Here is a 26818-nt window from a genome sequence, read left to right as displayed (position 1 = left end):
TCAGGCACCGAGCTGCTGATGCTTCAGGTTCTGCGCTAATAATCGTCCGCTTAACGTCAAGGATTCTGGCGGCAGTCAAGCCGCCAGATGCTCCTCTCCATCGAAGTGGATCCGAAAGTCGCCAACCGCTTTGTACTGATCGAAAATCAGATCGGTGATGGCTGCGACGGCAGATCCAGGCATCGTCTTAACGATACGATCGACAATGTCCGCGAGCCGATACACACCTTCTTGTGGCAAGCCTATCTCCGAAAAAAGGTGCCTGACACCCTTTATCGTGAAGCCAACATACTTCGGGTCAGTATCGGAACGGTGGTTGCAGCGGTGCAAAGTGAAGGTGTCGTCGATGCGGACCTCGCATACGCTTCGATCATGGGTCAGTACACGGATGCAGTCCATGTGCTTATCGAAATAAGCCACAGGCTGGAAATCCGGAATCTCCAGTCCCACCAGTTCGTTCGTCTGCCCTATATCAGTCACGTCGTCCTCCGCTCGGATGGCCTCTTCTATTTATGGTCTCTCCCAGACGCAAGGCTCGTCGTAGCGCTCTTGGAAGCCAAACGGCTGTCTTGGGTCTGTCGCGTCTGCATCAACCCAAGTCCAGTGCTCAATCCAGTAGTCCACGTCGGGGAAGTCTGCTCGTTTCTTGTTTGGAGTTAAGTATATCACAAAAACCTGCTGTGGTGGCGGATCAATTTTGGAAGTACGTGGTTCGAAGCGGTCACCGACCAGGCAGGCGTCATGAGGTGGGTTGAGAACCAGGACGTATTTCTCTTCATGTGCGTCCTGATCGTCCCCGACCAGCATGCTTCGCTTGAGGCCCTTGTGAGCAGCAACCGCGTTGATCGCTCCGGTGGCGATGACCCCATAGAACTGACCAAGTTGTGTGCGAACTCCTCGGCTAACCCGATTCTGTAAAGAACCGGTTGACGCAGCGATCGTTACTCTGTCTTTGCCCAATCCCGCGAAATCCGGAGCCGAGGTCCAGTAGTAGCTTCCTGCCTCAGAGTATCGGAATTCCACGCTTCAGCCCTCCACAACAAATTCACGACTTATCCCCAAGTCCCAGTGAGGCTGTCAAGTTCTAACGTGGCGCATTGTAGGACGGGAAACTCGCGGTGCAGGAGCCTCGCTTCACGAGCTCAAGCCCTTGGAACGTCTCACAAACAAAAAAGTCCCACTTTTCCCCAAGCGCGAAAACGGTGGGACAATTTTGCCCCATAACCCATTGATATCATACACACTGAGAGGTGCTTTGGTGCCCGGGGGCGGAATCGAACCACCGACACGAGGATTTTCAATCCCAAATTGCGGATGGAAGATCAGGTGGTTACGGGCGAAATTTCTGTCAAACCCACCACGGAAAATCAGGCACTTACGGGGCGATTGTCAAACCATTTGCGGGTCCGGAAATGGACGGTGGGCAGATGGTGGGGCTGCGTTTTCCGTTCTGTCAAGCGGAATGATCCGTCGCCTTTGACGCGCCGCCGCGCGCCCTTCCCGGGGGCCTGCGCATGAGCTGGAAGATCGCCAATCTCTGCGCCGACCGCATCTTCGGCAGCGCCGCGCGCAAACAGATCATCATGTTCCTGGCCGACAAGGCGAGCGATGACGGCTCGGGCATCTGGTGTTCCAAGGGCACGATCCAGCGCCACACCGAGCTGGGCGAAAGCACCGTGAAGCGGACGATCAGCGATTTCCTGAAAGAGGGCATCCTGATCGAGACCGGACGCCGCCCATGCAAGAACGGGTTCACCGTGATCTATCGGATCGTGCTGGCCCGCGTGATGGCCTTGGAATCCACGGCTGAACCCGATGACGGGACGGGGGTCACAGTGGACCCCGTCCAGACTGAACCCGGTACGGGGTCCACCTTGGACGGGGTACGGGGTCCAGGGTGGACCCCAAACCACCCTAAAACCATCCATAAACCACCTACGCGCAAGCGCGCGGAGGCGGCGGCGGTTGAGGATGAAAGGTTTGAAAAGATCTGGGCGGCTTATCCGAATGACCGTCAACGAGGGAAGGCTGCGTGCTTGGCTCGGATCGCGGAGGCCGTGAAGGAGGGGATTGATCCAGATGACCTGCTGCGCGCCGTGCAGACCTACGCCACCGAGAGCCAGGGCTTCACGAGGTCCAAGGTCTGTTTCGCGGACAACTGGTTCGCTGACCGTCGATGGCAGCGGTTCCTCGATGCGTTGGCCGAGGAACGGCAGGCAAAAATCGTTCTTGCCGCCGACCACAACGCCCGGCTCGCTGCATGGGTCCGCGACCGCAGCCCGATGTGCAAACACATCACCGCCCCGCAGGTGGCAGCACTTATCGCGTCGGGGCTGGTGACCGATGGCCAGCTGCGCGCGACTGGGTTGGCGGCATGAGGGGCGCGTTTTCCGCAAGATGCGTTGCGCATCGCGTCCCGTGCATCGCGTCGCGCGTCGCCTGTGGCGTGCTCTTCGCATCGCGCACCGCGTCTTTTGCGCCGCGTCCAGTTTTTCACGCACAGTGCATCGCGTTTCCTGCATCGCGTGCCCTGCGCCCCGTCCCAACAAGCACAGCCACAGAAATGGACTCCAAGCCCCTGACCCGCCTCCGCTAACGCTGGGAGGCGGGGGGCTTGGAGGAAGTTGGCAAGAAATAGGAACGTAAACTTCACATGCGCCACCATCGCAAACTGACCGACGACGAACGCCGTCAGATCATCGAGGCCCGCGCTGGAGGCACCCCTGCCGCCGCTCTAGCCCACCGCTTCGGGGTCTCGCCCCGGACGATTTACAATACGCTGAGCCGGGCCAAAGGCGTGCGGCAGGGCCCCACCACGACGATCAGCACCCGCCTAAGCGCGCGCCAGTTGGCGGGGTTTCAGGCCGCGCTTGATCGCCGCGGCATCATCGACCAACCCGCCGCCCTGCGCCGCCTGATGGGGGCTGCCGACATCCTGCTGCGCCCGGTCGATCCGGTCGTGCGCGACCATCTGCAAGCTTGGGGCGCGCAGGTCGCGACCGAAGGCACGGCAGTCAACCAAATTGCCCGCAAGCTGAACGAGGCCAAACTGCGCGGCCGCCCGATCCCGTTCACCGATGACGACATGACCACGATCCGCACGTTTGCCGGGGGCCTGGTCGAATTCGCCGATGCGTTCCGCATCCTTTGGGCGGCTGAGCTGGCCGCGAAGACGCGCGAGGTCGACAAGGCGCTGGAGGGGTTAGCTGCAGAGGCACCGGAACCCTAAAGCAGGTCCTGCATCTGCGCCGCCCGCTGCATCGCATCGCTTGCGACCGGTTCGCTGACCGCCGCTGGGACCTGATCGCCCACCGCCAAAAGCGTCCGCTCCAAAGCAGGATCCAGCCGATCGGTCATATCCTGCAACAGCTCCAAGGCGCGGCCCTTGGGTAAACCCGCCGAGCGGCCCTCGGCCTCGAAGTGGCGTGGCACGATCTCGTCGATGCCGTAGTGCCCATTGATAGACATGGCGAGGCGGTAGCGCTTGCGCTGCAACCGTCCGGCGCGGACGACCGGGGCGACGCTCAGGATGTCATAGAGGGGCGCGAGGGTGAACCGCGCCCGACGCCCCAGACGCAGGCTGAAGTTCTTGGCGTGCCCGTCCGAGGCCCCGATCAGGAAGAAGAAGATCTGCGCCCGGAAGAACGTCTCCCGATCCTCGATGGGCGTGTCCGATTCCCGCAAAAGCTCCATGATCTGCGCGATGCCGGGGCCGCCCAGCCTCTGGTATTTCATGGTAGAAGGGTAGCCCAGCGACTGGCAGATATCTTCTTGCGGCAGGCGTTTCAGGGTGTCGCCCTGCCAGACGCGGTCGAACCGCTCGACCGAGAGCACGACCTGCCCGGGAAGGGTAAGCTTTTCGACATGCGCGACGGGCAGGCCGATCTCGCGTGCCAAGGTCATGCAGAACAACTCGTTCTCGACGCTGTCGCTCAGGTCGATCTGCTCGGGACCGGGAATGATGCCCATGGGCGTCTTGAAGATATGGCTGGTCGGCGTGATGCCCCGCGGCTTGGCCCATTGGCCATTGATACGCAGATAGGCCGTCTTCTCCTGCGCGCCGGCGATGGAAATCCGGAAATCCTCGTCTTCACCCAGGGCGAGCGGCGCGGCGGCGAGGTTCTTCAGGTCGGCGACCATCTCTTCTTCCGAAATGACGCGATACTGCATGTCCTGTTCGGACGGGGCCTCGTCCAACGGCAGGAATTGCAGCGCGCCGACACAGTCGCGCCCGAGCACGGACAGTAGAGAGAACACATCCTTGCCCTGTGCGCCTACGCGCGCGGCAATTTTCTCGCGCAGCTCGCCTTCGGCATCGGGCAAGAGGTTGTCGAAGGCAGCGATAACGGGATCGCCCTGCCATTTCAGCTTGGTCAGCGGCAGGGCGCTGGCCACTGGAAAAGAGGCTTCGGACGCGAGCCAGCCGGGATCATAGGTGAAGGCAATGGCCCCATCCGTCGCGCGGGTCAGCGTGCCCACCCGCGCCCTTTCGTACCAGACGGCGGTCGTGCTTTGGCGTGTGCGGCGGCCCGCGCGGGCGATGCGTGCCATCCTAGCGCTGCCCAGGGTCGGCTATACGATCCGTCGCGGACAGTTCCGCGCCAAGGGCCTCGAGGAGGCGCAGATAGACATCAAGGCTGACGGACACGACGCCGTTCTCGATGTCGGAAATGGTGGATTGCGCCGTTCCCGTCATCTCGCCAAGCTGCTTCTGGCTGATCTTCCGCGCCGCGCGCCGCGCCTTCAGCACGGCCCCGGCTTGGCGCAGGCTTCGGATGGGGTATGCGGGCAAGCTGTCCATGTCATTTCGATAGCTCAAGGGCGATAATTTGTCAATATAGCGCGGGAGCTATAAGCGTCGCATATAGCCCATGGGCTAATTGTCGATCTCTGTGCCTAGGGAAAATTCATGCCGATCGGCATCAAGCAGCCATGCCATACACGGTCGACGATCCAGCACCACTTGCCCCGCCGAAGGCAAAAACAAACCCCATGAGAAATATCCTTGGGATCATAAATCACAATTATCACCCGAAGAACGTATTGACTCCATATGACCTCCCGATCATCCTCATCGGGAAAGGATTACCTGGATGGATCAGATCGCCCGCACCACCAAGGATCTCGGCCAGACCCTGCGCGCCGCCCGCAAGGCCAAGGGCCTGACGCAGGCCGAGCTTGCCGCCCACGCGGGCGTCTGGCAGCGCACGGTGTCCAACATCGAGACCGGTGCCAGCGGCGCCAAGGCGGAGACGATCTTCGACCTGCTCGCGGCGCTCGACCTCGAACTGCGGATCGTGCCGCGCAGCAAGATGACCCAGCGTGATCTCGAGGACATCTTCTGATGGGGCGCAAGCGCACCTATGCGCCGCTCGACGTCTACATGAACGGCCGCCGCGTGGGCCAGTATTTCCGCGCGCCGGACGGGGCCTTCGCCTTCACCTACGCGCCGGAATGGCTGGCCTGGGAGAACACGCTGCCCATCTCGCGCGCCCTGCCCCTGCGACCCGAGCGCTACACCGGCCCGCCCGTGATCGCGGTTTTCGAGAACCTGCTGCCCGACAGCGACCTGATCCGCCGCCGCGTGGCGGAACGCGTGGGCGCGGATGGTGTGGACGCCTACAGCCTGCTCGCCCGGATCGGGCGCGATTGCGTGGGCGCGCTGCAATTCCTGCCCGAGGGCGAGCAGCCAGGCGACGCCCGCGCGCTGACCGGTGAGCCGTTGAGCGATGCCCTGATCGGCACCATGCTGCAGGATCTGGCGCAAACCCCGCTTGGCATCCGGGCCGAGCAGGATTTCCGCATCTCCGTCGCCGGTGCGCAGGAGAAAACGGCGCTTTTGTTCCATGACGGCCGATGGGTGTTGCCTTCCGGCACAACGCCGACGACCCACATCCTGAAGCCTGCCATCGGCCGCCTGCCCAACGGAATGGACCTGACCGACAGCATCGAGAACGAGCACTTCTGCCTGCGCCTGCTGGCGGGCTTCGGCCTGCCCGTGGCACGGACCGAGATCGCGGATTTCGCTGAGACGCGCGCGCTGGTCATCGAGCGCTTCGACCGGCTGCGCGCCCGCGACGGCCGCCTGATCCGCCTGCCGCAGGAGGATTGCTGCCAGGCCCTGTCGGTGCCCCCGACCCGCAAATACCAGAACGAGGGCGGCCCGGGGATCGTGGAGATCTGTGACCTGCTGACCGGCAGTGACGAGCCGCAGCGCGACCGGGCGGATTTCCTGAAGGCCGTGATCCTGTTCTGGCTGATCGGGGCGACGGACGGGCACGCCAAGAACTTCAGCATCGCCTTGATGCCCGGCGGACGCTTCCGCATGACGCCGCTTTACGACGTGCTGACGGTGCAGCCCTCGCTGGATGCGGGGACCTTGCAGGTCAAGGACATGAAGCTCGCCATGCGCGCGGGCACGGGGCGGCATTACCGCGTGGCGGACATCCACGGGCGGCACTTCGTGAAGACGGCGCTGGCGGCGGGATTCTCGCGTGAACAGGTGGCGGGGGTGTTTGAGGACATTCGGGGGCGGGCGGAGCGGGCATTTGATGGGGCATTGGCGGAGATGCCGCCGGGGTTTCCCGAGGGGCTGGTGGCGTCTGTGAGGCAGGGGTACGAGCAGCGGGTGGCACGGCTGGTCGCGGGGAACGATGGATGACGTGCATGGCCAACGCCGATCATTCGCCGCAGCCACAACACTCCTTATTCTGAGACATCGGAGCGGTGATCGTAGGCTAGCTAAGCTGCTTTTGGCATCCGATGGGGCGCAAAGTCGAAGATCAGATAGCTCCTAGATGGTATAGAAAGCAAGTTCGACGTAGGGTATCGTCTCAAGAGCCCATGCGCGGCACAAACGAATTCAGTCGGTGCGGAAATTATGGAAGAGACAAAAAACGTAGTCACTGAATTGCTGGAAGACGGTGAAGCGACCGGGATTGAAGAAGAACGGTCGGACCCAAGCCAAGATATAGTGCAAATTGAACGCCCTTTCGACCCTGATAAAATCAAAGTCGCTAGGGAAACGAAAACGGTGTCTTTGCTCTGTACAAGGATTGACCATGATGAAATTGATCTAGCTCCTGAGTTTCAGCGCCGCGCGAGGATCTGGGACCAAGGTCGAAAAGGTCGACTAATTGAGTCTATTTTGCTTCGCATTCCGTTGCCAGTTTTCTACGTTGCAAGCGACCTAAGAGACGTTTGGGCAGTTGTGGATGGTTTGCAACGTATGACGACGATCCACGACTTTGTGAATGACGAGTTTCCTCTAAGGGGATTGGAGTACCTCGTCCAGTTTGAGAAGGCAAAGTTTTCAGAGCTGCCTCGCAACATGCAGCGTCGGATAGAAGAAACTGAGCTTGTGATAAATGTAATCCAACCGGGGACGCCCGAGGAGGTAATGTTCAATATCTTCAGCCGGATCAACACTGGCGGCATGACCTTGAATGCTCAAGAAATCAGGCATGCCCTGAATAAGGGGCCTGTGCGGTCATTTCTTTTGGATTTGGTTTCGACTAAAGAGTTTAGAACCGCGACACTGGACAGTGTTAGTGATGACAGGATGTCGGCTCGGGAGTGTGCGTTACGATTTTGCGCATTCTACCTTTCCAATTGGAAAGAATACAAGAACAATGACCTCGATGGCTTCCTGAACGCAACGATGAAGAGAATAAACGAAATGTCGTATGATGCTCGTGATGAGCTCAAATCTGCATTCAAGAGGTCGATGGCCGCTTCACACAAGGTCCTGGGGGATGAGGCATTTAGAAAGCGTTATCGCCCCGATGCTTCCAAGAGCCCTATCAGCAAGGCCTTGTTTGAAACATGGTCTGTCGCTCTGTCTAGGCTAGACGAGCAACAAGTTAATCTCTTGGCCGAAAATGGGACCGCTATCCATCAGAAGTTCATGACCACCCTCTCAGAAGACCGCGATTTCGAGGTCTCGATTTCCTACGCCACGGGTGTACCAGGCCGGGTTCACAAGCGTTTTTCTACAATCGAGGAACTGGTCGATGGAGAATTAGCAAATGCGTAGCGTCCCCTTGTCGGCAATTGAACTCAAGAACTTCAAGTGCTTTCGGGCTCAACGTATTGAGTTGGGAATGCTCACGGTTCTGTCTGGATTAAATGGCGTCGGCAAAAGCACTGTCATACAAGCGATGCTGCTTCTACGGCAATCTTTTACTGTCAATCGTATCCAACGCAGGCTTCGATTGTCTGGTGATCTCGTTGATTTGGGCACTGGAGCGGATGTCCTCTTCGACTTAGCGGATGAAGACGAGCTCGCGTTTGTTCTAGAGTCCGGTGGAAATCGACGATCTGAGTATGCGTTTGCCTACTCTCGTGAGGGAGACCGGCTGTCCTTAAAATTTGGCGAAAACCGTATGGGCCGCTCAACGAGGGAAACTTTCAAAAGCGATGAGGGGGAATGGCTCGACATAACAAGAGAGGCATCTAGAGACCTTACAGGACCATCTTTTCGATCCTTCTTTTCATCTAGGGGATTTCAGTACCTAGCGGCAGAGCGTTTCGGCCCAAGGAAGTCGCTTCCGTGGTCCGAAGAACAAGTTTCTATGAGATCACTCGGGGCACAAGGGGAGCATGTCCTTGCTTACCTAGCCGAGCATGGCTCAAGGACACTTGGCGAAGATGATCCGAGGATCAAAGACCTAGAAAGGACCCAGACGATCGAGGGGCAGGTGACCGCTTGGCTGCAAGAAACGAGTCCTGGAGCAAACCTAGAAATTTCCGAAATGAGAGAAATCGATGCTTTATCAGCGAGGTATTCGTTCAGTCGTTCAGGTGACGTCGGCTCAAAGCCTTTCCGAGCAACGAATGTTGGTTTCGGCGTGTCCTATGCGCTGCCAGTCTTGACAGCTCTCATTGGTGCGGAACCAGGAGACTTCGTAATCATCGAAAACCCTGAAGCCCACCTTCATCCCCGAGGGCAAACCAAAATGGGAGAGCTTGCAGTCCGCGCCTCGGCGGCGGGTGTCCAGGTAGTTGTTGAAACACATAGCGATCATTTCTTGGACGGGGTTCGACTGGACGTACGGCGTGGCAGAGTGGCAAGCGACCTAGCAAAAATCCACTTTTTTACTCGAGAAGGGGCGGAAAGCTATGTTACAAGCCCGCGCCTTCAGAGCGACGGCAGTCTTTCTGACTGGCCAAAGGGATTCTTCGACGAGAAAGACGAAAACCTTTTGGGTCTTTTAGGGCCGATAGATTGAACAATGCGTGAAGCCGTTCTCAATAGTGAAGGTTTGTCGGTCCAGTTTGCATCTCGGGAAGATGCTCTGGACGCGCTGGACAGCGTCGCGACAGGGCTACTGTTCTTGTCCGCGCGCAAGCACATTGCCCGTCATCTGTGGATGAAGGATCAACCATACGCGATAGTTGTCTGCGATGGAACGAGCTTGACCGAACTTTTCCGCGATTACCTCGGCAGGAGTAGAGACAAGGCTAGATTCATGCTCCAACTCTCGACGCGATGTCCGATCGATGATGGGGTTGAAGCAGCAGATTTGGGCAATTTCTTGGATGAAGAAGTTGACGGGCTACCCCATTGCACCGATCTTTTGTGGTGCGCGATATCCGCCACAAAGGTTTCGGTTAGCCTTTCACCAAACACTGATTGGCACCGGAATCCGTTGTCACTTCGTCTGATCCGGAATGGCGCTCATTCGAGGACAGTCGAAGTAGAGAATGTTTTCTCAGTCGAAAGCGCTCGAGATACAGCGGATCGACTGATTGCCACGGATTTAGTTGGTATTTCACCTGACGAGCTTTGGAACAGACGCGCTGATCTATTTCCCAATCTGGTCTTTGGGCTCGACGTCGAGAAACAACTAAAGGCAATAGGGTCTGACCTGTTTTCCAGTGCTGTCAGCAGGTTAGTGGACCTGAATACCTCGGCTGCTGATTGGGACGCAACGAACAGTCCAACACCCACTTACATCTGCAAGGTGACGGGCGAATCTGCGTCAACAATGCAAAAGTATGGCGGCGATAGGGTTTTTCGCTCAAGTAACGGGCAGAACGCGACTTTCGAAAAGCACGCACGACTGCATGACGGGGCAAGAATCCATCTCAGGGAGATCGCTGAGCAATCGGCAATCGAGATTGGCTACGTGGGCAAACACTTAAGGATCGTTTCTGAAGACTAGCAGACCAATTGGCTCGGAAAGCTAGCCAAGACAAATCTCCGATCTTGCTGGCTGCAGCGTAGCAATTTAGTCAAGCGGCCAAAGACGGGTGTGGGCCGAAAGAGTCATTGTTGGACCTCAAAACCCTGATCCCTCATCCTGTTTAACACGTCCATGGCATGCTTCGCTTGGAAATCCGACGGGATCCTGCGCGGCATCGAAGCGCATATCTGCAGGATCTGCAAATCCTTGGGTGACAGCTTCCTTTCAGCCTTCCCCCAGTCCATCACCTTGGCCCAGAACTCGGCCCCGAGATTGACCACCTCGGTCTGGGCGTTGATGCCTTCGGTCAACGCCTTCTTGGCCTTCGCGTCCCGTACCGCGGTTCGCACGGACTCCACCAGCGTCAGGCAGCTGGCAAAGTCGTCATCGTAGTCGAGCTGCCTCCCCTTGAGACCATTCCAGCACGCCTGTTGCTTTGCCCACTCAGACATGTTCCGGACGCCGGCCGGTGGGTGGGTGATGACATCGTTGGCTTCGGCCGCGGCGACGAGCAGCGCACGCAACAAGGCGTCCGAGACTGCCTGACGTCGCCAGATGGCATCGATATCCAGCACCTGCTTGTCGCTGGTTGCGTCATGGAAGACCTTCGCCATGGCGTAGGTCACGATGTTCGCGCGGTAGCCCCCTTCGTACCAAGGCTGTTTCGGCACCTCGGTTTCCAGCTTCCTGAAGATGATGGCCTTCGCGATCAGCCGCCGATACCAGAGCTCATCATATCGGGCATCGCTCTTGGCCCAGGCCTCCCCTATTTCCTTGGCGAATTCGGCGAAGTTCTTCTGTGCGCCACGGGACACGATATGTGGCTGCCCAGCGGCGGAGTACTCGAACTTCGCGAGGTCCGTCTTGCTGAAGAGCTGTGCCTTGGGGAACTCGAGGTCGAACTTCTTCTGCTGCGCAGGCGTCAGGCGCCCGCGCGCGTTGATAAATTGACCGCGGGATCGCTCGTAGAACCACTTGCTGTCATGGCGCTCGCCTTCGCGGGCCGTGAAGATCACGCTGCGCGAGAATTGTTCGATCCGGATGTGGAAGGGATGGTTCGAGAAGAAATCTGCCGCGTTCACCTTGTTCTGGGTGTTCGCGAATTCGGAAATCTTCGGCACGATCTCCTCTGACCGGTCGGGCGGCACCACGGTCAGCTTCATCTGGACAAAAACCTGCGGAAGCTGCTCGCGGGCATTCTTCAGCCCGGTGTGGATCGAACCGGTCGTCTGGGCGCCGTTCACGATCTGCAGATTGCTGATCGAGGCGATCGCAAGACCGTCATCTGTGCGGACGCAGGTCACGTCGTCGGCAGTCGCGGACAGCCCGTTGTTGTAGGGAAAGAACAGCTCCGGCTCTTCCTTGATCGTCTTCTGGATGCCTTTGTTGGTCTTGGCCCGCGCCTGGAGGAACGAGCGCACATTGGCCTCGAGAAGCCTTGCACCCCAGCGGTCGTAGATCGAAGCCAACTGTTCGCCCGGCACGATCAGGAGATAGCTTTCCAGTGCTGCGCCCGTCTGTGACGCCTTCAGCGCCGGCAATGGCCCGCCGAAGTCCCCGGCGAAGTCGATCACCATGTCCTCGCGCGCCTGGCCGGAACGATCAAAGCGCTCGAAGCGGGCAAGGTCCCAGACCGACCATGTGACCGGAACGTCATCGAGTTCCTGCAGCTTCACCGCATCGTCACGACCGATGTACTGGCGGTTCGACACCAGGATCAGCTTGACCTTGGTGACCTGCGACCAAGTCGTGATGATCAGGTCCGAGACCTGAAATGCGGGGCTCACCTCGTTCAGGGCATCACGGAAATCTTCCGTCCGGGCCTTTTTAAGAAAACGGATCAAGGGGTTCAGGATGGGCGGCACATCGCCCTTTCCGAAGGTCTGGATCTCTTCGCTGTCTACGAAGTCGCAGACGATCAGACCCAACACGCCCCCGCTGTCACGCGGGTCTCCTGCGTATCCGTCGATCCTGAGCCTTTGCCCGCCCTCGCCGCTCTGGTAGTAGGAACGATCCGCAACCTCGAGTTCACCCGCTTCCGTCAGGCGCTCGGTCATCCGGTCGAAAAAGGCCTCGACCGGGAAGATCCCACTGGCGTCGGCTTCGCGGCGGATGTCGGCCATAAGGTTCTGATGGTATTCCTGAAGCTCGCTCATGCCTGCCCACCTTCGGTCAAGCCGGCCCGCACATCATCCCAAGCCTTGAGGAAGGGCGAACAGGCCGAAAGCGCCAGCGCGTAGGTGACGCCGGACACGCCGAGCGGGACCGGTGCAGCGATCCGTGGAAACTCGTCTGTGACCGCAAAAAACTCGGGCACGGACACGATCCAGCGCCATGCCGAATAGTCATGCTGGGCATCATAGCCGACATCCGCGAGGTGCAGGTCCCAATCCATTACTGATGATGGTTCAGTGCGCTCCAGAAGCTCCGTGACCATTTCAACATGTTCGGTCAGGGTCCGCCCATGCGGCGGCTGCACCTTGTCGACAGCCAGCACGGCCAGCCAGATACGGCGATCAGGCACATCGGCGAGCTGATGCTCGCTGGTGATCTTGACGAAAGGCTGGGACGCGCCGCGACGGGCCTTGACCTCGATGCAATCCGCCTTGAGTTCGAAGTCCTTGGGCGCGCCGGATGGTCCCATCCATGCGGAAAGGGCGGGCTTCGGCCCAAGCTCGGCGATCAGAAGCTTCAGAACCTCGATTTCGCCGATCAGACCCTTCTGCGCCTCCTCGGACAGCACCTCCGGCTTGCCGCCGCGCAAAAGGTAGTGCCACCGGAAGGTGCGCCCTATGGCCCGCTCCAGGGCCTCCGCCTCCGTCTCGGCGAGTTCGCCCACAGCCATCACGTCGCGGCAGAGCGTCTCGAACAGCTCCATCTGGGCGTTGTCCTTCAATCGGATATAGAGGATCGAGCCGCCCGGCAGGGTCTGGAAGCGGATTTCAAGGTTCTTGAGCTTGGGGAGGTCCGGGACGGGGCGCGGCAGATCACTGAGCTGCAGCACCAGCGTCGCATCTGCCCGCGGCATGACTGCCCAGAACCAGTTCCATCGCGCCGCGGCATCCACCCGCCGCGTATCGACCTTTCCTGCCTCGAGGCCGGACCAAGGAGTGTCATTCGGGATCACCAAGCGCCTCCTCCTCGATTTCCTCCTCGCCGAACATCTCGCGCATGCGGATCGTGTTCACGACGTATTCGACCGTGCCACCACCGATACTGCTGGACGGGAACGAGAGGCCCCACACAAGCACCCCTTCCGGCATGGTCGGATCGTCCAGCTTCGGCTTGACGAGACGAAGGATCAGCAACGGGCGGCGGTCGGGAACTTGGCGGTAGATCCTCGGGTTGACGGTCTTGGGCAGCTTCTGATCTGGCCGGGAAAGGCGGAATGCTTCACGCGCATCGGCAATCTGCGTTGCGGTCAGGCCTTCGGTTTCGTCCTCGGCAGAGCCAATCCGACGGCTGGAACCACTGAAGGCAAGAACACCGCCCTTTGCGAGGTCCGGATCAACGGAAAGCTCGTAGGGCACGATATCGAGCCCTGCAAAGGGTATGGGGTCCATGTCCTTGCGAGTGGAGCTGGCGATGAAGACATCCCATTTCGCAAGCTCATCATCAGCCCGCGCTTCGATGTAATCGTTGATCAACTTGGGATCCGTAAGCGGATTTACCGGTCGAAGCCCGGGTTCTGTTCGGTATTTTCGAAGGAAATCCCTGATCGACTCGACGCCGACCCCGGACAGCAGGTAGCCCCTCGGCCGTTTGGAGCGAGGTATTCCCATACTGGCAGCGACAGACAGGAGTTCCTCGCCCGCACGCAGGTTTGCATCAAGCTGCGCGTGGTCGAGGACAATCCGCGTGGTCTCGATAAGGTTCTCCGCCAGCCCGACCTTGACCGGCAACTCCTTGCCCGTCCCCATCTTGTTGCGCGCCGTCACGATCAGCGCCTCGGGGTGACTGCGCACGGCGAGGCCGAATTGCGCAGGCGTCGCCTTGGCAAGCTCCATCCGCTTCAGCTGGGTCTGCAGGTCGTCCATGGCTTCGTGAATATGGGCATACCAGCCGACGCCATCTGCAGGCATCCAGACGCGGCACAGGTCCTCGTAGCCCGGGCGGTAGCCGAACCAGCGGCCCATCTGCATCAGCGTATCGTACATCATGGAATTGCGCAGGAAGTAGCTGACCGTCAGCCCTTCGAGGGTCAGGCCCCGCGAAAGGGAGAAGCCACCGACCGCGATCACCGTGATCCCGTGTTCCCCGACATGGTCATAGTCCAACGCCCGGGCCCGCTTGGAAGCATTGACCTCGACCACGCGGGCCGCCACCAGCACCTCGTGCAACCGAGCCTGCACCGATGGCCAGTCGGCCGCCTCCGCGTCGGCAAATTCCCGTTTCCATGTCGCGTGCAGCGCAGCGATCTCGGGGTTCCGCAGCGCCGCCGGACCCTTTGCGGCGTCGACGGCCACGGCGTCACGGATACGTGCCACGACATCCGCGATCCGCGACCGCAAGCGCCCCTGAACGTCCGTGAACCGCGAGGCGTTGACCAGCATCGACGCATGGCCAGCCTGCTGCCCGCGCGCATTCCGGATCGCCCGAGCCACGATGAAGGCGCGCACGGCCTCCACCAGACTGCCGGGCAGCACATCGACCGGATGGTCGATCTTGTGCTTCATCGGCAGCACGTCCTCGTTGTCGTCGATCAGCCGGATGTGCTGATCGCGCGCGTCGAGGAAGATCTTCTGCGCCCCGAAATAGTTCGACGGCGCATCCAACCCGATGATGAAATCCCTAGGAAACAGGTCCTGTTTCAGCGCCTCGTCATCGGTGTCGGGATCGATGAAGATGTTGGCGAAGGGCGTCGCGGTATAGCCGACATAGCAACTGCGATGAAACAGCGAGAGCAGCTCGCGGATCTGGCTGTTGATCCGCGTCACCTCGTCCCGCTGATAGGCCGTGTTGATCGAGGCGTTGTCTGCCTCGTCATCGATCAGCAGCATGGGCTGGCTGACCATCTGCGTGCTCTGGTGAACGGAATGTTCCTTCAGCCATTCCAGCAGGTTCTTCAAGGTGCTGGAGTTCTTCTTGATCACAAGCACTACCGGCACGTTGATCTGGCTCAGCTGCGCGGTAAAGGTCGTTGCGGTAGCCTTGTTGAAATCGCGCAGGGTGTTTGTCAGCGACACCGGAAACTCGCGCTGATCGAACTGGCCAACGCCGATGATCTTCTGCCGCTGCGCCTTGTTGGCATGGGCCAGCCGCCCGGTATCCCGACCGATGAAGCCTTCGTCGATCCGCGCCTGGGTCTGGTTGCGCAGGTTGTTGTGGATGCCCGCGATCACCACGATCAGCCGGTATCCTGCATCCGCCGCCTTGCAGATCAGGCCGGTATAGTTTGCGGTCTTGCCGCTCTGGACATGCCCCACGACCATGCCCCGGCGGCTCCAGGGGCTCAGGTTGTTCGGGTTGCCGAGGCGGTCCAGCACCTTGTCCGTGACCTCGTCCGTGCCATCGATCACCGACTTGGGAAGCCCCTTCAGGCCCAGAAGCTTGCGATACCGCCCCCAGTAGAAATCCCCGACCTCGCCATTGATCCGCGCGTCATGAAGCCAGGGCTTGAAGTCTTCGGCATCCACGATGGCGCCCAAGCCCATGCTGATGCCGTATTTCTCCTCGATCAGGCGCGCCAGTTCCTCGGCGTCCTCGTCCTCAATCTTGCCCGCGAACATCGGCGTTTCGCGAAGCTGGGCGATTATGTCCCGAATGGACTGTGCAGTATGAGGCCCCGCCTGGGACGCCATGTACATGGACGTCATGCCCTCGAGACTGCTGAGAAGCGGGGTCATTGCTGCTCCTTTTCTTCAAGCGTCGTCGCGATGATGCGCTGCGTATCGTCCCAGGCAGACCGAAACGGATCAACGTCCTTCATCAAGGCCATGATTTCCTTGATATCCTTCCGCGCTCCCATGAGAACGGAAAGGGTCGCCTGAACGGCCTGCGCGAGGGTGTCCTCGTCCACCCGATCAGGCACGATCTCTTCGGCCGTCCCAGCCATGTCGGCGTGGAGCGTCTCGATCGGCAGGGACGCACCGACCAGAGCGATGCAATTGAAGAAACCGCGGCGCAGGTCTGGGGGCAGGCTTTCGGCAAAGTCAGCGAAGGCCGGATGCTCGACGTTGGGTCTGTAACGGATCTGCCCCTCGGCCTGGATGCGATGCCACATGGGCAGACGCTCGTGATCGACCAGCTTCTGACCGCGCTTGCGGTAGGTGCGCTTTGATCCGTCCTGAATCCGCTCAATGACCTTCTTGAGGCGGTCCCTGACGATGGGCGGCAACTGCGCGGAGGATTTCTTGACGTCGATCTTCCAGTCGGCGTCCATGCTGTTCGGAATGTCGATCCTGACCCGCGAAAGCTTCGTCAGTTCCGACTGTCGGCACAGACCGAACCAGGTCCCGTACAGGATCAGCCTCTTGCCACGATACAGATAGAAGCCTTGCGACTTCAGGTGGCCCTCCGGTCCGGCGATGTCTTCCCAGTCCGTCTTGCCCATCTGTTTGTGGTGCGGAAGGGTGAAGCTCTGGATTTCGACATCACCCCGGATCAGCGAAAGCCGCTCCACAGGGTCTGGAATGGTTGCCGGGTTTTTTCGGGCAAATGGATCGAGAGGCGGAAGCACCCGGCCATTCAGCGAGATCGAAAGCGGTTTTGCGTCTTCCATGAAACGGTGGAAGACGAGGCGCAGATGCCTTTCCGTTTCGGCAATACGCTGATTGATCACCTCGGCCCGCTTTGCAGCGTTATGGGCGTACCCGCCCGACAAGCGATCAAGCTTTTCCCAAAGTACGAGGGTGCCGGTTTCTCCCAGCTTTTCGACCTCGGGAATTCCCGAAACGTCATCCGGTAGCTGCACCGCCCACTCGTTCCGCTCCGCGACATCGTCGAGATCCCAGACAGCCGCCGATGTCCTGCCAGCCCTCCGCGACACGACGGTCAGCCGACGGCATTGCGAAAAACTTGCGCTCTTCATGCCAAGACCGAAACGGCCAAGGTCGGGTTCATCCCGTGATGCCAAGGGGTGGCGGCTCCCCGGACGCATGGCCGCAATCAGTTCCTCTTCCGTCATCCCGCCACCATCATCGATGATGGCGATATGGGGCTCGTCCGCGAAAGTCTCGGTCACGATCCGGACGCGCCGCGCTCCTGCAGTTATCGAATTGTCGATGACATCGGAAATTGCGGTCTCGAGGGAGTAGCCGATATCCCTCAAACCCTCGATCAACGAGGCTGCATGCGGAGTTGCATCGGCGCGACGTGTCGAAACAACTTCCTGCATGCGATCCTTCGTTTCTCCTGGCTTCCCAACAACTTGGCGACAGGAGCTCGATATTGCAAGGATTTCAGGGCTCTAGTTTGCCCTTGTTTGTCAGCGAAGCATGTACAAGTTCAGCGATCTGCCGTGCAAGGAACGGCGGCACGGCGTTCCCCACCTGCACGTACTGCTGTGTCCGGTTGCCGAGGAACAGATAGTCGTCAGGGAAGGTCTGCAGGCGCGCAGCCTCGCGCACCGTCAGGCTGCGGCACTGGATGGGATCCGGATGGATGAAGTAGTGACCATCCTTCGAAATGTGGCTCGTAACGGTCGTGGAGGCCTCGTCCGCCAGCTGCACCCGGAACCTGTCGTTGAACTTCCCGCTGTCCCAGTTCTTGTGGTCCGGGCTGATGAGATACGGGAAGTCGGCGGCCTTCGGGCTGTATCCATGCACGTCACCGAACACGGCCGCGAACAGGTAGCGGCCAAGGTCTGAAGCCATGTGCCCCCGCGTCTCGTGCTGCGCCAGCCCGCGCAGCCCCGGCCTTTCCAGCCACTGCAGCAGAGCGTCGTTGGAGGTGCCATACCCCTCTGGCATTCGTGACGCCGAGCGGGCCGCTGTGCCGCCCGCCTTCAGCCGTTTCGCGACATCCTTGAAGACGCTCCGGATCTGCGAATTCGCCTTGCCGCCATGAAGATTGGCCAGCAGCCGGGCAGCATCGGCGACAACCGTCCGCCATGCGTCCGGATCATCCTGCCCCCGGCTGATCCCGCTGCGCAGCATCGGCATGTTCCCGATCACGTCATCGACCGTTCGGGCGACATGCGACACGGCAATTTCGGCACTGCTAGCGCCCTTGGCAAGGTCCGTGCGGATCCCGATGATGATGACGCGGTGACGGCGCTGCGGCACGCCGAAGCGTTCTGCCCGCACGATGAAATCGGATGGCTGCGCTGCCTCGTGCAAGCTGGCCCTGCCGTCTTCGACATGGATCGCGCGTAGCTCGTACTGGTGGCCCTTGCCCGTGCCGAGCGATGCCAGGTCCTCCATCAGCATCTCGAACACGAGACGGCTTTCGATGGTCGAGGAGAGCATGCCCTTGACGTTTTCCATCACGAATGCCGCCGGGCGCAGACGGTTCAGAACGCTGATGTATTCCCGGAACAGGTAGTGCCGCTCATCGTCCTCAGGGACATAGCCGACCTTCCCCTTCGATCTGGCGCGGCCAACCAGCGAATAGGCCTGACAGGGCGGCCCGCCGATCAGGATCGTGTCGTCGTAGTCCCGGCGCAGGCTCGCGATAGCTGCGTCGATGGCCTTGCCTGCGTCCTCGGTCCCCAGTTCGAGGCAGCGCGCCTCTGCCTCGGCCTGCGTCCATGTATGGGCGTCGATCTCGTGCCATTCCGGTTCATCCGAGAGCCCGGCATGGAAATCGACGAAGGCTTGGGGCAGCGTTCCATGCTGCGCCTGATGTTCCCGCAGGAAGGCCCGCAGCCTGAGTGTCCGATGCGCCGAGGCTTCCTTTTCGACCGAGATGCCGATGTGAAAGGGGGTGTGGTCACCCACCTTGACGCAGGAGAAACCCTCGCCCAGCCCGCCAGGACCGGCAAACAGATCGACAATGCCGAATTTGGCTGGCAAATCAGGGACCTCTCGTCAGGGGACTGGTGCCTGTATACCAAGTGAGCGGGGCGATGCCAGGAGCCAAATGGCAGATATTGTCAACAAGGAGACCCGTTCCCGGATGATGTCGGGAATACGTGGCAAGGACACGCGGCCAGAGCTCTTGCTGCGCCGCGCCCTTCATGCGCGCGGGTTCCGCTACCGGCTTCACCCCAAGACCATGAGCGGCCGACCGGATATGGTCCTGCCCAAACACAGGGTCGCCGTTTTCGTGCATGGATGCTTCTGGCACCGACATGAAGGCTGTCGATTTGCATCGACGCCCGCCACGCGCCCCGAATTCTGGGCGGCGAAGTTCGCGGCCAATATCCAACGCGATCAGAAGGTCGTGGCAACGCTGTCGGACGAGGGCTGGCGGATCGCGATTGTCTGGGAATGCGCGCTGAAAAAGCAGGCCAATCTTGAACTCATCGACGAGAAATTGACGGATTGGATACTCGAAGGCGGATCATTCATTGAAATCGGCGAGAAGTATGCGGGTTCCTGAGCGGCTTTAGCGCCCAAACTCATGATCGGCCATTCGAATTCGTCAGACCTTCTCCAAGCGCCCCCGAAGATACCGCTCCACCCCCACCGCGAGGGCAAAGGCCGGAGCACCAAGCACCAGCACAGCGGCCGACACCGCCGCCACGACCACCATCGCCCCGGCAGCAGCCCCAAGCACCATCATCGCCGCCCAGCTCACCAGATACGCTACCCCGCAAAGCCCCACCGCCCGGATCACCGGATGCATCAAGCGCGCCAGATCGCGCTGCATCCGCTCCACCGTCGCCAGCTGGTGACGCTGCCACGCGTCGCTCTTCTCGATTTCCATCATCATTCTCTCAACAATTCGATCCAGGTGTGGACGTCGTCCATGGGGATTTCCTTCCCTTCCAGGAACGACCGATACCAGCGCGCCACGATCGCCCCTCGTTTCTCGCTTTTCAGGCGGATGCCGGTCGCGCCGAGGTGACGGTCCAGCGCCGTCTCGAACCCTTCCAGCGCTGCCAGGTCGTGGCCCAGGCGCACCGCTTCGACCCCCAGCAGGATCCAGTTCAGGTCCACGCCGAACTGGCGGTGCATGTCGACCAGCGCCTCCACCGGGATCGAGCGTTTGCCGGTCTCGTAGCTCTGATAAGCCCGCTGCGACATGCCGAGAGCCTCGGCCATCCGGGCCTGCGACAGGCCAAGCTCGTTGCGCGCGATCGCCATGCGCGCGCCGAGGCCGCCGAGGTAGGTATCCTGACGATTCACCATTATTGCCATCAATCAGCTTGTTGTGACGCATGAACGCATATAAGCGCACGTTTGTGCGTTAACGCCTGCGTTCCACCACCGAACCACGGCCAAGCACCGCATTCAATGCGTTTTCGTCCATTTGCAGGAAAGGAGAGGGGTTTGTCACAGGAAAGACTGCTGTCACCCAAGGAACTTGGCGCCCTTGTGGGGCTCAGCACGGCGCAGATTCGTGCCTTGATGAACGACGGGCGGCTCGAATTCGTCGAGATCACGCCCAAGACCCGCCTGCTGACCATGACGGGTTGGGAGCGGTTCCAGAAGCGCGCCACCAAGCTGCGCGGGGACGAGAGGGAGAGGGATGGTTCGGTGTCGAGTGTGAATTGATCAGGGGGAGAGCCGATGGGCACGACCAATCTCAACATCAGCGTGATCGACAAGCGCATGCTGAAACAATCCGAGGCCGCCAGCTACACGGGCCTCGCCATCAAGCATTTCAAGGCAAGCTGCCCCGTGCGGCCCGTCGAGCTGGCGCGGGGCACCCTGCTGTGGGACCGGCGCGACATCGATCGCTGGATCGACACGATGAAGGCCGACCATGTCGAGATGACGCGCGACGACATCCTGGACCGGCTGTCATGACCCATGTGCGCGTCAAGGGGTTCAAGATATTCAAGGATCGTCACGGGCGTATGCGCTGCTACCACCGCGCGACGGGGCACAAGATCGACCTGACCGAGGCACCGCTGGGGTCTGCCGAGTTTCTGGCACAATGCGAGACGATCCGTGCCATCGCCGCGGCGCAGAAGCAGAAAGGCCCGCGTGCAGGCACCTTGGGCGGGCTGATCAAGGGCTATTTCGAAACCGGGCATTTCGCCAATCTGGCGGAGGCCACGCGCCGCGATTACCGTAAATGCGCCGATTTCCTTGCCCCGATCCGAGACACGCCGGTCCATGTGATCGACACGCCGCTGATCGCGGGCATCCACGACAAGGCCGCGAAAAAGATCGGCTGGCGGCGGGCCAACATGGTGCGCACGCTGCTGAGCGAAGTGTTCCGCCACGCCATCCCCCAAGGGCTGATCGCCGCCAACTACGCCAAGGATGTAATTCCCAAGCGCCGCCCCCGCGACCGCGCCTATGCCAACCGCCCCTGGACCATCGAGGAGCGCGACATCGTCCTGACCCGCGCCAAACCGCATGTGCGGGTGGCGCTGGCGCTGATGATGAACACTGGCCTTGATCCCTCGGACGCGTTGAAGCTGCGCAAGGACCAGATCGATGGCGACACGATCTGGGGCGTGCGCGGCAAGACGGGGGAGGAGGTTGCGATTCCCGTCAGCCCGACCCTGCAGGCAGCCCTCGACAGCATCCCCGTGCATGAGGCGGCTACCGTGCTGGCCAGCTCGCAGGGCGCGGCATGGACCTACAACGGTTTTTCCACCGTCTGGCACCGCTTCAAGACAAGGCTGGAGGAGGAAGGGGTGATCGCCACGGGCCTCACGCTCAAGGGCCTGCGCCACACCGTGGCGACGACGCTGCGTGAGGCTGGGCTCGATGAGCGGCGCATCGCGGACCTGTTGGGGCAGAAAACGCCATCGATGGCGCGGCACTATTCGCGGTCCGCGAACCTTGCCGACAAGAACCGCGAGACGATGGCGACGCTGGAAAAAGAGAACGCGAGACGCGCGAAGATTGTCAAACCTGTCGCCGAAAAGCGTCAAACCCGATCCTAACAAGGACCAGACATGACCACAAAACCCAAAGATTTCAGCTTTTTAAGTGGTGCCCGGGGGCGGAATCGAACCACCGACACGAGGATTTTCAATCCACTGCTCTACCCCTGAGCTACCCGGGCACGGGGAGGCTTGGCCGCCTCAGGGTGTGCCGGTTCTAGACGCGGGGTCGAGGAGTGTCCAGAGGGAGCGTAGCAAAAAATGTGCGCGTTCAATGGTGCGTGGGATCAGTGTCTTGGGCGGCTGACGACCCGGCCTCTCGGGCCGCATCTTCAGCCTCTTCGGCGTCTTCTTCGCGCTCCGAGGGGATAGCATATCCACCGGTCAGCCAGCGCCCCAGGTCCACGTCGGAACATCGTTTCGAACAGAACGGGCGATAGGCGTGCAGCGTCGGTTTTCGGCAGATCGGACAGGTCAAGGAAGATCGCTCCGGCGCAGGGACGCGCGGTCGCGCTTGCGTTGCAACTCGTAATGGCCCAACGGGGTCCAGCCGACAAGGCTGGTCTCCACCGGGTCGGCGCGGAACGCCGCACTGAGAGATTGTTCCAGCTGCTTGCGGTCCTTCTTGGGCATCGGGGCAAAGTCCACCACGATCTGCCCGCCAAGCCCGCGCAGACGCAACTGTCGCGGCAATGCGCGCGCTGCTGCAAGATTGGCCTTCAGCCCTGCCGCCGGCGAGACGTCGCGCCCGGTGTTCACGTCTACCGCAACCAGGGCACGGGTAGGCTCGATGAACACCGACGCCCCTCCGGACAGGCTGACCTGGGGGTCCACCAGCGCGTGGAGCGCATCGAGGACCCCATGCCGTTCGAACCCGCCCGGATCGGTCACGATCTCGTCGGGCACCGGGTCCGACCAGTCTCGCCAGGCCAGATGATGTGCGTCCGGCGCATCCAGAAGTAGCGCGGATCCCTCCCCTTCCGCATCCGCTTGAACGGCCATAGCCAATGCGAGGGTCTCCGAAATGTCTTCCCTGAGGGTGTCTTCATCCGCTTGCGCCGCAGCCGAGCGCAAGATCAGCCCGGTATCTGCCCCGTCCAGCACATCCTCGGCCAGCAGGCGCAGACTGGCGCGGCGCTCCTCTTCCCGGATCGACCGGGCCACGTTCACGCCCGGCGCATTCGGTGTCACGATCACATAGCGGCTTTTGTAGAGTACGCGGTCAGTGACGGGAACCGCCTTGCCCGGCTCCGCCACACCGGAGACCTGGACCAGCAGGCGATCCCCCGGACGGCGTGCGCTTCCGCCCCGCAGAAAGCCCATGGCCCCATCCAGCTTGACGAAGGCGCCGCCCTGCCCCTTCACGGGGCGGTCGATCACGGCACGGAAGATGGCGCCGGGCAGCGGCGGCGCGTCCTCGGCCGGATCGATGGCGAGGTCTTCTAGTCGCCCATCGGTCAGCCGCGCCGCCGCACGCCGCGCACCCAGATGGTCCAGAACGATCACATTGCCCTTCATCCAGCTTGCCTCGTGACACCCGCACTGCGCAGAGAAGCGGCGGTTTCGGCAAGTGGCAGGCCCACGACCGCGGTGTACGATCCGCTGATCCAGGGAATGAACGCGCCCGCAATGCCCTGGATGCCGTAGCCCCCGGCCTTGCCGCGCCACTCCCCACTGGCGAGATAGGCGTCGATATCCGCGTCCGTCAGCGGGAGCATGCGCAAGGTGGTGCTGACATCGCGCGCCAAGGTCCGTGTGGACGTGCGCACCGCGATGGCGGTGATGACCCGGTGACGCCGCCCGGACATCAGGCGCAAAAAGGCGCGCGCCTCTTCGGCATCTTCGGGTTTGCCAAGAATACGCAGACCGACACACACCGTCGTGTCGGCGGTCAGCAGCACCTCGTTCTCAGCCAGTTCGAGGGCCGCGGATTTCTCAACGGCCATGCGGCGCACATAGGCCAAGGGCCGCTCCCCGGGGTGCGGTGTCTCGTCGATATCCGCAGCACGGATCGCATCGGGCACATACCCGATCTGCGCCAGCAACTCCTGTCGGCGGGGCGATCCGGAACCGAGGATAAAGCGGGGCCCGGGGGGCACCGTTACTTGAAGCGGTAGTTGATCCGACCCTTGGTCAGATCGTAGGGGGTCATTTCGACCTGAACCTTGTCGCCTGCGAGGACGCGGATGCGGTTCTTGCGCATCTTGCCTGCCGTATGCGCAATGATTTCATGGCCGTTTTCAAGCTCGACCCGGAATGTCGCGTTGGGCAGGAGTTCCTTCACGACGCCGGGAAATTCGAGCAGTTCTTCCTTGGCCATGGTGTCTCCAGTTGTGGTTGACCGCGCAATGGCGGGCGAGGCACGATATGCGCGTGTTTGCGGCGTATTTCAAGGCGAAGTTTGCGGCAGCACGGGATTTGTAACAACCGCCGCACTGTCCGTGTCCGCAACTGGCACGGTGTTTGGTGTCACGGTTCGACTTGGGCCGGCCCGAACCGGTCCAGCATCCGCTCCCGGATCTGGTCGCGGGTCTGCCGATAGGCGCGCAGCTTGGCCTCCCGGCCCTCGGCAATGCCGACGGGATCCATGATCGGCCAGTATTCGACCGTCAGGTGAAAGAGCCGGGTCAGTTCGAGGGCCTGACGCTGGCTGGCCGGCGAGAGGGCCACGATCAGATCGAAGGACGAGAGATCGTCGCCCCAATTCTGCATGTCCTCGAAGGATCGGGTGCGATGGGCATCCAGCGTCACGCCGATCTCGCTGCACACGGTGACGGCAAAGCCGTCGATGTCGAGATCGTTCTTCACTCCGGCCGATTGCACATAGGCGCGCTGGCCGTAGTATTTCTTCATCATGCCCTCGGCCATGGGCGAGCGGATCGCGTTGTGATCGCAGCAGAACAGCACCGAGGAGGGGAAGGCCACGCCTCAAGCCCCGAAATGCAGCACGCAGATCAGGGTGAACAGCCGTCGGGACGTGTCGATATCCACCTCCGCCTTGCCATCGAGACGCTCCAGCAGGATGCGGGCGCCCTCGTTGTGGATACCGCGCCGGGCCATGTCGATCGCTTCGATCTGGCTGGGAGGGAGCTTCTTGACGGCGTCGAAATAGCTTTCGCAGATCTGCCAATAATCCTTCACCACTTGGCGGAATGGCCCAAGGGAGAGGTGGAACTCCGCGACCTGTGCGCCTTCGGGTCCGGTAACATCGAAGACCAGGCGCCGCTCGCGGATCGCAAGGGTCAGGCTGAAGGGACCGGGCGGCACGTCGCGGTCTTCGCGCGCGGGAAGTTTGAAGGAATTGTCCTCCAGGAGGTCGAAGATCGCGACCTTGCGCTCCTGCTCGATCTCGGGCGTCGGCGGCGGCAGGGCACTGTCGTCTATCGAGATGTCGATGAGATGGCTCATTCCGCGGCCTCCCCCCTGTTGAGCCGGTCGAGCCGGGCGCGCACGCTCAGGCCATGGGCCTCGAGGCTTTCGGAAATCGCAAGGCGTTCGGCCGCCGGGCCGATCTCGGCGAGGGCGGCGGGGGTCATTTTGGCAAGTGTCGTGCGTTTGACGAAATCCATCACCGACAGGCCCGAGGAGAAGCGCGCCGAGCGCGCGGTTGGCAGAACGTGATTGGGTCCACCGATATAGTCACCGATGGCCTCGGGCGTCCACGCCCCGAGAAAGATCGCCCCGGCATGGGTGATGTGTTCGGCGAGCCCGTCAGGGTCCGCGACGCACAGCTCCAGGTGCTCGGGTGCGATACGGTTGGACAACTCCGCCGCCTCGGCCAGGTTGCGCACGGTGATCACCGCGCCGAAATCCCGCCAGCTCGGCCCCGCAATGGCGCGCCGCTCCAGCGTTTCGAGCCGCGCCTCGACCGCCGCAGCCACGGCCTGCCCGAAGGCGGCATCGTCGGTGATCAGCATAGACTGGGCGCTTTCGTCATGCTCGGCCTGGCTGAGCAGGTCCACCGCGATCCAGTCAGGGTCGTTATCGCGATCAGCGATCACGAGGATCTCGGACGGACCCGCGATCATGTCGATCCCCACCCGCCCGAACACGCGCCGCTTGGCCGCCGCCACGAAGGCATTGCCGGGCCCGGTGATCTTGTCGACCGGCGCGATGGTCTCGGTGCCGTAGGCCAGCGCGGCGATCGCCTGCGCCCCGCCGACCCGGTATACGGTGTCGACACCCGACAAGCTGGCCGCCAGCAGGACAAGCGGGTTGACCACCCCGTCCGGGGTCGGCGCACAGATCACCAGCCGCTCAACCCCTGCCACCTGGGCCGGGATCGCGTTCATCAGCACGCTGGAGGGGTAGCTTGCCAGCCCACCGGGCACATAAAGCCCTGCTGCCGAAACCGGGGTCCAGCGCCAGCCGAGTTCAGCCCCCGTGGGCTCGGTCCAGCGGGCATCCTGCGGCATCTGGCGCGCGTGGTAGGCGCGGATCCTTTCCGCGGCCAGTTCAAGCGCTGCGCGGTCTTCCTCGGACACTTTCGCGATTTCCGCCGCGATCTCTTCGGCGCTGAACGCCAGGGTCTGCGGTATCAACGTCAGACGGTCGAACCGGGACGTCAGCTCGATCACCGCCGCATCGCCCCGGGCGCGGACATCGGCGATGATTCCCGCGACCGTGTCGTCCACATCCACCGCATCCTCGCGCTTCATGGTCAGAAGCTGTGCGAACGCGGCCTCGAAGCCGGCCTCGGCGCTGGACAGGAACAGGGGCATCGAGTGTCTCCTTCTTGGCC

The 26818-nt window shown here is 61.3% G+C and carries 29 protein-coding genes and 1 tRNA gene; 11 read left to right on the top strand and 19 right to left on the bottom strand.

All coding sequences use genetic code 11. From position 1 onward, the window contains the following. Positions 1 to 75 precede the first annotated feature (75 nt). Positions 76 to 480, bottom strand: a complete 405-nt coding sequence (locus tag PVW48_RS03660; protein WP_274580342.1) for a hypothetical protein — start codon at positions 478 to 480, stop codon at positions 76 to 78. 30 nt (positions 481 to 510) lie between these two features. After that, complete coding sequence (locus tag PVW48_RS03655) at positions 511 to 1023, bottom strand: hypothetical protein (protein ID WP_274580341.1); 513 nt, start codon at positions 1021 to 1023, stop codon at positions 511 to 513. A gap of 491 nt (positions 1024 to 1514) precedes the next feature. Between PVW48_RS03655 and PVW48_RS03650 the strand changes: the two genes are divergently transcribed. Continuing rightward, on the top strand, positions 1515 to 2378 hold the full coding sequence (locus PVW48_RS03650; RefSeq protein WP_274580340.1) for a hypothetical protein: 864 nt from the start codon (positions 1515 to 1517) through the stop codon (positions 2376 to 2378). Between the two features lie 275 nt (positions 2379 to 2653). Next, on the top strand, positions 2654 to 3229 hold the full coding sequence (locus PVW48_RS03645) for a helix-turn-helix domain-containing protein (protein WP_274580338.1): 576 nt from the start codon (positions 2654 to 2656) through the stop codon (positions 3227 to 3229). Here PVW48_RS03645 and PVW48_RS03640 read toward each other — a convergent pair. Continuing rightward, positions 3226 to 4551 (bottom strand): type II toxin-antitoxin system HipA family toxin, encoded by a 1326-nt coding sequence (locus PVW48_RS03640; protein ID WP_274580336.1) that lies wholly within the window; start codon positions 4549 to 4551, stop codon positions 3226 to 3228. The two genes, PVW48_RS03645 and PVW48_RS03640, sit on opposite strands and share 4 nt — an antisense overlap. Position 4552: 1 nt before the next feature. Then, a complete protein-coding gene (locus tag PVW48_RS03635) occupies positions 4553 to 4801 on the bottom strand; it encodes a helix-turn-helix domain-containing protein (protein ID WP_274580334.1) in 249 nt (82 codons plus the stop codon). Between the two features lie 292 nt (positions 4802 to 5093). Between PVW48_RS03635 and PVW48_RS03630 the strand changes: the two genes are divergently transcribed. The 5 genes from PVW48_RS03630 (at position 5094) to PVW48_RS03610 (ending at position 10166) form a co-directional block, all read left to right on the top strand. Next, the gene (locus tag PVW48_RS03630; protein ID WP_274580333.1) at positions 5094 to 5345 is read left to right on the top strand and encodes a helix-turn-helix domain-containing protein; all 252 of its coding nucleotides are present in this window, start codon (positions 5094 to 5096) and stop codon (positions 5343 to 5345) included. Then, on the top strand, positions 5345 to 6661 hold the full coding sequence (locus tag PVW48_RS03625; protein ID WP_274580332.1) for a type II toxin-antitoxin system HipA family toxin: 1317 nt from the start codon (positions 5345 to 5347) through the stop codon (positions 6659 to 6661). The genes PVW48_RS03630 and PVW48_RS03625 overlap by 1 nt, the downstream gene beginning before the upstream one ends. Before the next feature lie 219 nt (positions 6662 to 6880). After that, positions 6881 to 8035, top strand: a complete 1155-nt coding sequence (locus PVW48_RS03620) for a DUF262 domain-containing protein (protein WP_274580331.1) — start codon at positions 6881 to 6883, stop codon at positions 8033 to 8035. Next, positions 8028 to 9230 carry a DUF3696 domain-containing protein gene (locus PVW48_RS03615; RefSeq protein WP_274580330.1) on the top strand — a complete coding sequence of 401 codons (1203 nt, stop codon included), beginning with the start codon at positions 8028 to 8030 and terminating at the stop codon, positions 9228 to 9230. Before PVW48_RS03620 ends, PVW48_RS03615 begins: the two co-directional genes overlap by 8 nt. A 3-nt stretch (positions 9231 to 9233) precedes the next feature. Continuing rightward, positions 9234 to 10166 (top strand): hypothetical protein, encoded by a 933-nt coding sequence (locus tag PVW48_RS03610; protein WP_274580329.1) that lies wholly within the window; start codon positions 9234 to 9236, stop codon positions 10164 to 10166. A 104-nt stretch (positions 10167 to 10270) separates the two neighbouring features. Here the strand turns inward: PVW48_RS03610 and PVW48_RS03605 are convergent, their stop codons facing one another. The 5 genes from PVW48_RS03605 to PVW48_RS03585 form a co-directional block, all read right to left on the bottom strand. Beyond that, positions 10271 to 12343 carry an AIPR family protein gene (locus tag PVW48_RS03605; protein ID WP_274580328.1) on the bottom strand — a complete coding sequence of 691 codons (2073 nt, stop codon included), beginning with the start codon at positions 12341 to 12343 and terminating at the stop codon, positions 10271 to 10273. Next, positions 12340 to 13314, bottom strand: coding sequence for a PD-(D/E)XK motif protein (locus PVW48_RS03600; RefSeq protein WP_274580327.1), 975 nt, complete (start codon positions 13312 to 13314; stop codon positions 12340 to 12342). Before PVW48_RS03600 ends, PVW48_RS03605 begins: the two co-directional genes overlap by 4 nt. After that, positions 13301 to 16033: a Z1 domain-containing protein gene (locus PVW48_RS03595; protein WP_274580326.1), complete on the bottom strand. Its 2733-nt coding sequence runs from the start codon at positions 16031 to 16033 to the stop codon at positions 13301 to 13303. The genes PVW48_RS03600 and PVW48_RS03595 overlap by 14 nt, the downstream gene beginning before the upstream one ends. Beyond that, positions 16030 to 17523 (bottom strand): ATP-binding protein, encoded by a 1494-nt coding sequence (locus PVW48_RS03590; RefSeq protein ID WP_274580325.1) that lies wholly within the window; start codon positions 17521 to 17523, stop codon positions 16030 to 16032. Before PVW48_RS03590 ends, PVW48_RS03595 begins: the two co-directional genes overlap by 4 nt. A 64-nt stretch (positions 17524 to 17587) precedes the next feature. Then, complete coding sequence (locus PVW48_RS03585; RefSeq protein ID WP_274580324.1) at positions 17588 to 19141, bottom strand: DNA cytosine methyltransferase; 1554 nt, start codon at positions 19139 to 19141, stop codon at positions 17588 to 17590. A gap of 67 nt (positions 19142 to 19208) precedes the next feature. Between PVW48_RS03585 and PVW48_RS03580 the strand changes: the two genes are divergently transcribed. Next, positions 19209 to 19670 (top strand): very short patch repair endonuclease, encoded by a 462-nt coding sequence (locus PVW48_RS03580; protein WP_274580323.1) that lies wholly within the window; start codon positions 19209 to 19211, stop codon positions 19668 to 19670. A gap of 42 nt (positions 19671 to 19712) precedes the next feature. Here PVW48_RS03580 and PVW48_RS03575 read toward each other — a convergent pair whose 3' ends face one another. Together PVW48_RS03575 and PVW48_RS03570 are read right to left on the bottom strand one after the other, a co-directional pair. Then, positions 19713 to 20003 (bottom strand): hypothetical protein, encoded by a 291-nt coding sequence (locus PVW48_RS03575; RefSeq protein ID WP_274580322.1) that lies wholly within the window; start codon positions 20001 to 20003, stop codon positions 19713 to 19715. Continuing rightward, positions 20000 to 20422, bottom strand: coding sequence for a helix-turn-helix domain-containing protein (locus PVW48_RS03570; RefSeq protein ID WP_274580321.1), 423 nt, complete (start codon positions 20420 to 20422; stop codon positions 20000 to 20002). The genes PVW48_RS03575 and PVW48_RS03570 overlap by 4 nt, the downstream gene beginning before the upstream one ends. Positions 20423 to 20563: 141 nt before the next feature. Between PVW48_RS03570 and PVW48_RS03565 the strand changes: the two genes are divergently transcribed. The 3 genes from PVW48_RS03565 to PVW48_RS03555 are packed head-to-tail and all read left to right on the top strand — an operon-like array spanning position 20564 to position 22137. Then, positions 20564 to 20788: a hypothetical protein gene (locus PVW48_RS03565; RefSeq protein WP_274580320.1), complete on the top strand. Its 225-nt coding sequence runs from the start codon at positions 20564 to 20566 to the stop codon at positions 20786 to 20788. A 15-nt stretch (positions 20789 to 20803) separates the two neighbouring features. Continuing rightward, positions 20804 to 21043, top strand: a complete 240-nt coding sequence (locus PVW48_RS03560) for a hypothetical protein (RefSeq protein WP_274580319.1) — start codon at positions 20804 to 20806, stop codon at positions 21041 to 21043. Continuing rightward, on the top strand, positions 21040 to 22137 hold the full coding sequence (locus PVW48_RS03555; RefSeq protein ID WP_274580318.1) for a tyrosine-type recombinase/integrase: 1098 nt from the start codon (positions 21040 to 21042) through the stop codon (positions 22135 to 22137). Before PVW48_RS03560 ends, PVW48_RS03555 begins: the two co-directional genes overlap by 4 nt. A 47-nt stretch (positions 22138 to 22184) precedes the next feature. Here the strand turns inward: PVW48_RS03555 and PVW48_RS03550 are convergent. From PVW48_RS03550 to hisD, 8 genes are all read right to left on the bottom strand, one after another. Beyond that, positions 22185 to 22259 (bottom strand) — tRNA-Phe (locus PVW48_RS03550). 89 nt (positions 22260 to 22348) lie between these two features. Then, positions 22349 to 22555 carry a DNA gyrase inhibitor YacG gene (locus tag PVW48_RS03545; RefSeq protein WP_274580316.1) on the bottom strand — a complete coding sequence of 69 codons (207 nt, stop codon included), beginning with the start codon at positions 22553 to 22555 and terminating at the stop codon, positions 22349 to 22351. Then, positions 22552 to 23595, bottom strand: a complete 1044-nt coding sequence (locus PVW48_RS03540; protein ID WP_274580315.1) for a ribonuclease E/G — start codon at positions 23593 to 23595, stop codon at positions 22552 to 22554. Before PVW48_RS03540 ends, PVW48_RS03545 begins: the two co-directional genes overlap by 4 nt. Continuing rightward, the gene (locus tag PVW48_RS03535; protein WP_012177656.1) at positions 23592 to 24176 is read right to left on the bottom strand and encodes a Maf family protein; all 585 of its coding nucleotides are present in this window, start codon (positions 24174 to 24176) and stop codon (positions 23592 to 23594) included. Before PVW48_RS03535 ends, PVW48_RS03540 begins: the two co-directional genes overlap by 4 nt. 2 nt (positions 24177 to 24178) lie before the next feature. Continuing rightward, positions 24179 to 24397, bottom strand: coding sequence for a translation initiation factor IF-1 (gene infA / locus PVW48_RS03530; RefSeq protein ID WP_007205486.1), 219 nt, complete (start codon positions 24395 to 24397; stop codon positions 24179 to 24181). A gap of 149 nt (positions 24398 to 24546) precedes the next feature. Beyond that, the gene (locus PVW48_RS03525; RefSeq protein WP_012177655.1) at positions 24547 to 25002 is read right to left on the bottom strand and encodes an arsenate-mycothiol transferase ArsC; all 456 of its coding nucleotides are present in this window, start codon (positions 25000 to 25002) and stop codon (positions 24547 to 24549) included. A 3-nt stretch (positions 25003 to 25005) separates the two neighbouring features. Then, complete coding sequence (locus tag PVW48_RS03520; protein ID WP_012177654.1) at positions 25006 to 25485, bottom strand: UPF0262 family protein; 480 nt, start codon at positions 25483 to 25485, stop codon at positions 25006 to 25008. Beyond that, the gene (hisD, locus tag PVW48_RS03515; protein WP_274580313.1) at positions 25482 to 26798 is read right to left on the bottom strand and encodes a histidinol dehydrogenase; all 1317 of its coding nucleotides are present in this window, start codon (positions 26796 to 26798) and stop codon (positions 25482 to 25484) included. Before hisD ends, PVW48_RS03520 begins: the two co-directional genes overlap by 4 nt. Positions 26799 to 26818: the final 20 nt, after the last annotated feature.

Source organism: Dinoroseobacter sp. PD6, from assembly GCF_028807315.1.
GTDB lineage: Bacteria > Pseudomonadota > Alphaproteobacteria > Rhodobacterales > Rhodobacteraceae > Dinoroseobacter > Dinoroseobacter shibae.
This window is presented reverse-complemented; position numbering and strand designations above follow the sequence as displayed.

Bases quoted from the DNA above. Each gene is read 5' to 3' on its own strand.
- PVW48_RS03650 (WP_274580340.1), top strand. From the start codon at position 1,515: ATGAGCTGGAAGATCGCCAATCTCTGCGCCGACCGCATCTTCGGCAGC.
- PVW48_RS03645 (WP_274580338.1), top strand. From the start codon at position 2,654: ATGCGCCACCATCGCAAACTGACCGACGACGAACGCCGTCAGATCATC.
- PVW48_RS03640 (WP_274580336.1), bottom strand. From the start codon at position 4,551: ATGGCACGCATCGCCCGCGCGGGCCGCCGCACACGCCAAAGCACGACC.
- PVW48_RS03635 (WP_274580334.1), bottom strand. From the start codon at position 4,801: ATGGACAGCTTGCCCGCATACCCCATCCGAAGCCTGCGCCAAGCCGGG.
- PVW48_RS03630 (WP_274580333.1), top strand. From the start codon at position 5,094: ATGGATCAGATCGCCCGCACCACCAAGGATCTCGGCCAGACCCTGCGC.
- PVW48_RS03625 (WP_274580332.1), top strand. From the start codon at position 5,345: ATGGGGCGCAAGCGCACCTATGCGCCGCTCGACGTCTACATGAACGGC.
- PVW48_RS03620 (WP_274580331.1), top strand. From the start codon at position 6,881: ATGGAAGAGACAAAAAACGTAGTCACTGAATTGCTGGAAGACGGTGAA.
- PVW48_RS03615 (WP_274580330.1), top strand. From the start codon at position 8,028: ATGCGTAGCGTCCCCTTGTCGGCAATTGAACTCAAGAACTTCAAGTGC.
- PVW48_RS03610 (WP_274580329.1), top strand. From the start codon at position 9,234: ATGCGTGAAGCCGTTCTCAATAGTGAAGGTTTGTCGGTCCAGTTTGCA.
- PVW48_RS03605 (WP_274580328.1), bottom strand. From the start codon at position 12,343: ATGAGCGAGCTTCAGGAATACCATCAGAACCTTATGGCCGACATCCGC.
- PVW48_RS03595 (WP_274580326.1), bottom strand. From the start codon at position 16,033: ATGACCCCGCTTCTCAGCAGTCTCGAGGGCATGACGTCCATGTACATG.
- PVW48_RS03590 (WP_274580325.1), bottom strand. From the start codon at position 17,523: ATGCAGGAAGTTGTTTCGACACGTCGCGCCGATGCAACTCCGCATGCA.
- PVW48_RS03580 (WP_274580323.1), top strand. From the start codon at position 19,209: ATGGCAGATATTGTCAACAAGGAGACCCGTTCCCGGATGATGTCGGGA.
- PVW48_RS03575 (WP_274580322.1), bottom strand. From the start codon at position 20,003: ATGATGATGGAAATCGAGAAGAGCGACGCGTGGCAGCGTCACCAGCTG.
- PVW48_RS03570 (WP_274580321.1), bottom strand. From the start codon at position 20,422: ATGGTGAATCGTCAGGATACCTACCTCGGCGGCCTCGGCGCGCGCATG.
- PVW48_RS03560 (WP_274580319.1), top strand. From the start codon at position 20,804: ATGGGCACGACCAATCTCAACATCAGCGTGATCGACAAGCGCATGCTG.
- PVW48_RS03555 (WP_274580318.1), top strand. From the start codon at position 21,040: ATGACCCATGTGCGCGTCAAGGGGTTCAAGATATTCAAGGATCGTCAC.
- PVW48_RS03540 (WP_274580315.1), bottom strand. From the start codon at position 23,595: ATGAAGGGCAATGTGATCGTTCTGGACCATCTGGGTGCGCGGCGTGCG.
- infA (WP_007205486.1), bottom strand. From the start codon at position 24,397: ATGGCCAAGGAAGAACTGCTCGAATTTCCCGGCGTCGTGAAGGAACTC.
- PVW48_RS03520 (WP_012177654.1), bottom strand. From the start codon at position 25,485: ATGAGCCATCTCATCGACATCTCGATAGACGACAGTGCCCTGCCGCCG.
- hisD (WP_274580313.1), bottom strand. From the start codon at position 26,798: ATGCCCCTGTTCCTGTCCAGCGCCGAGGCCGGCTTCGAGGCCGCGTTC.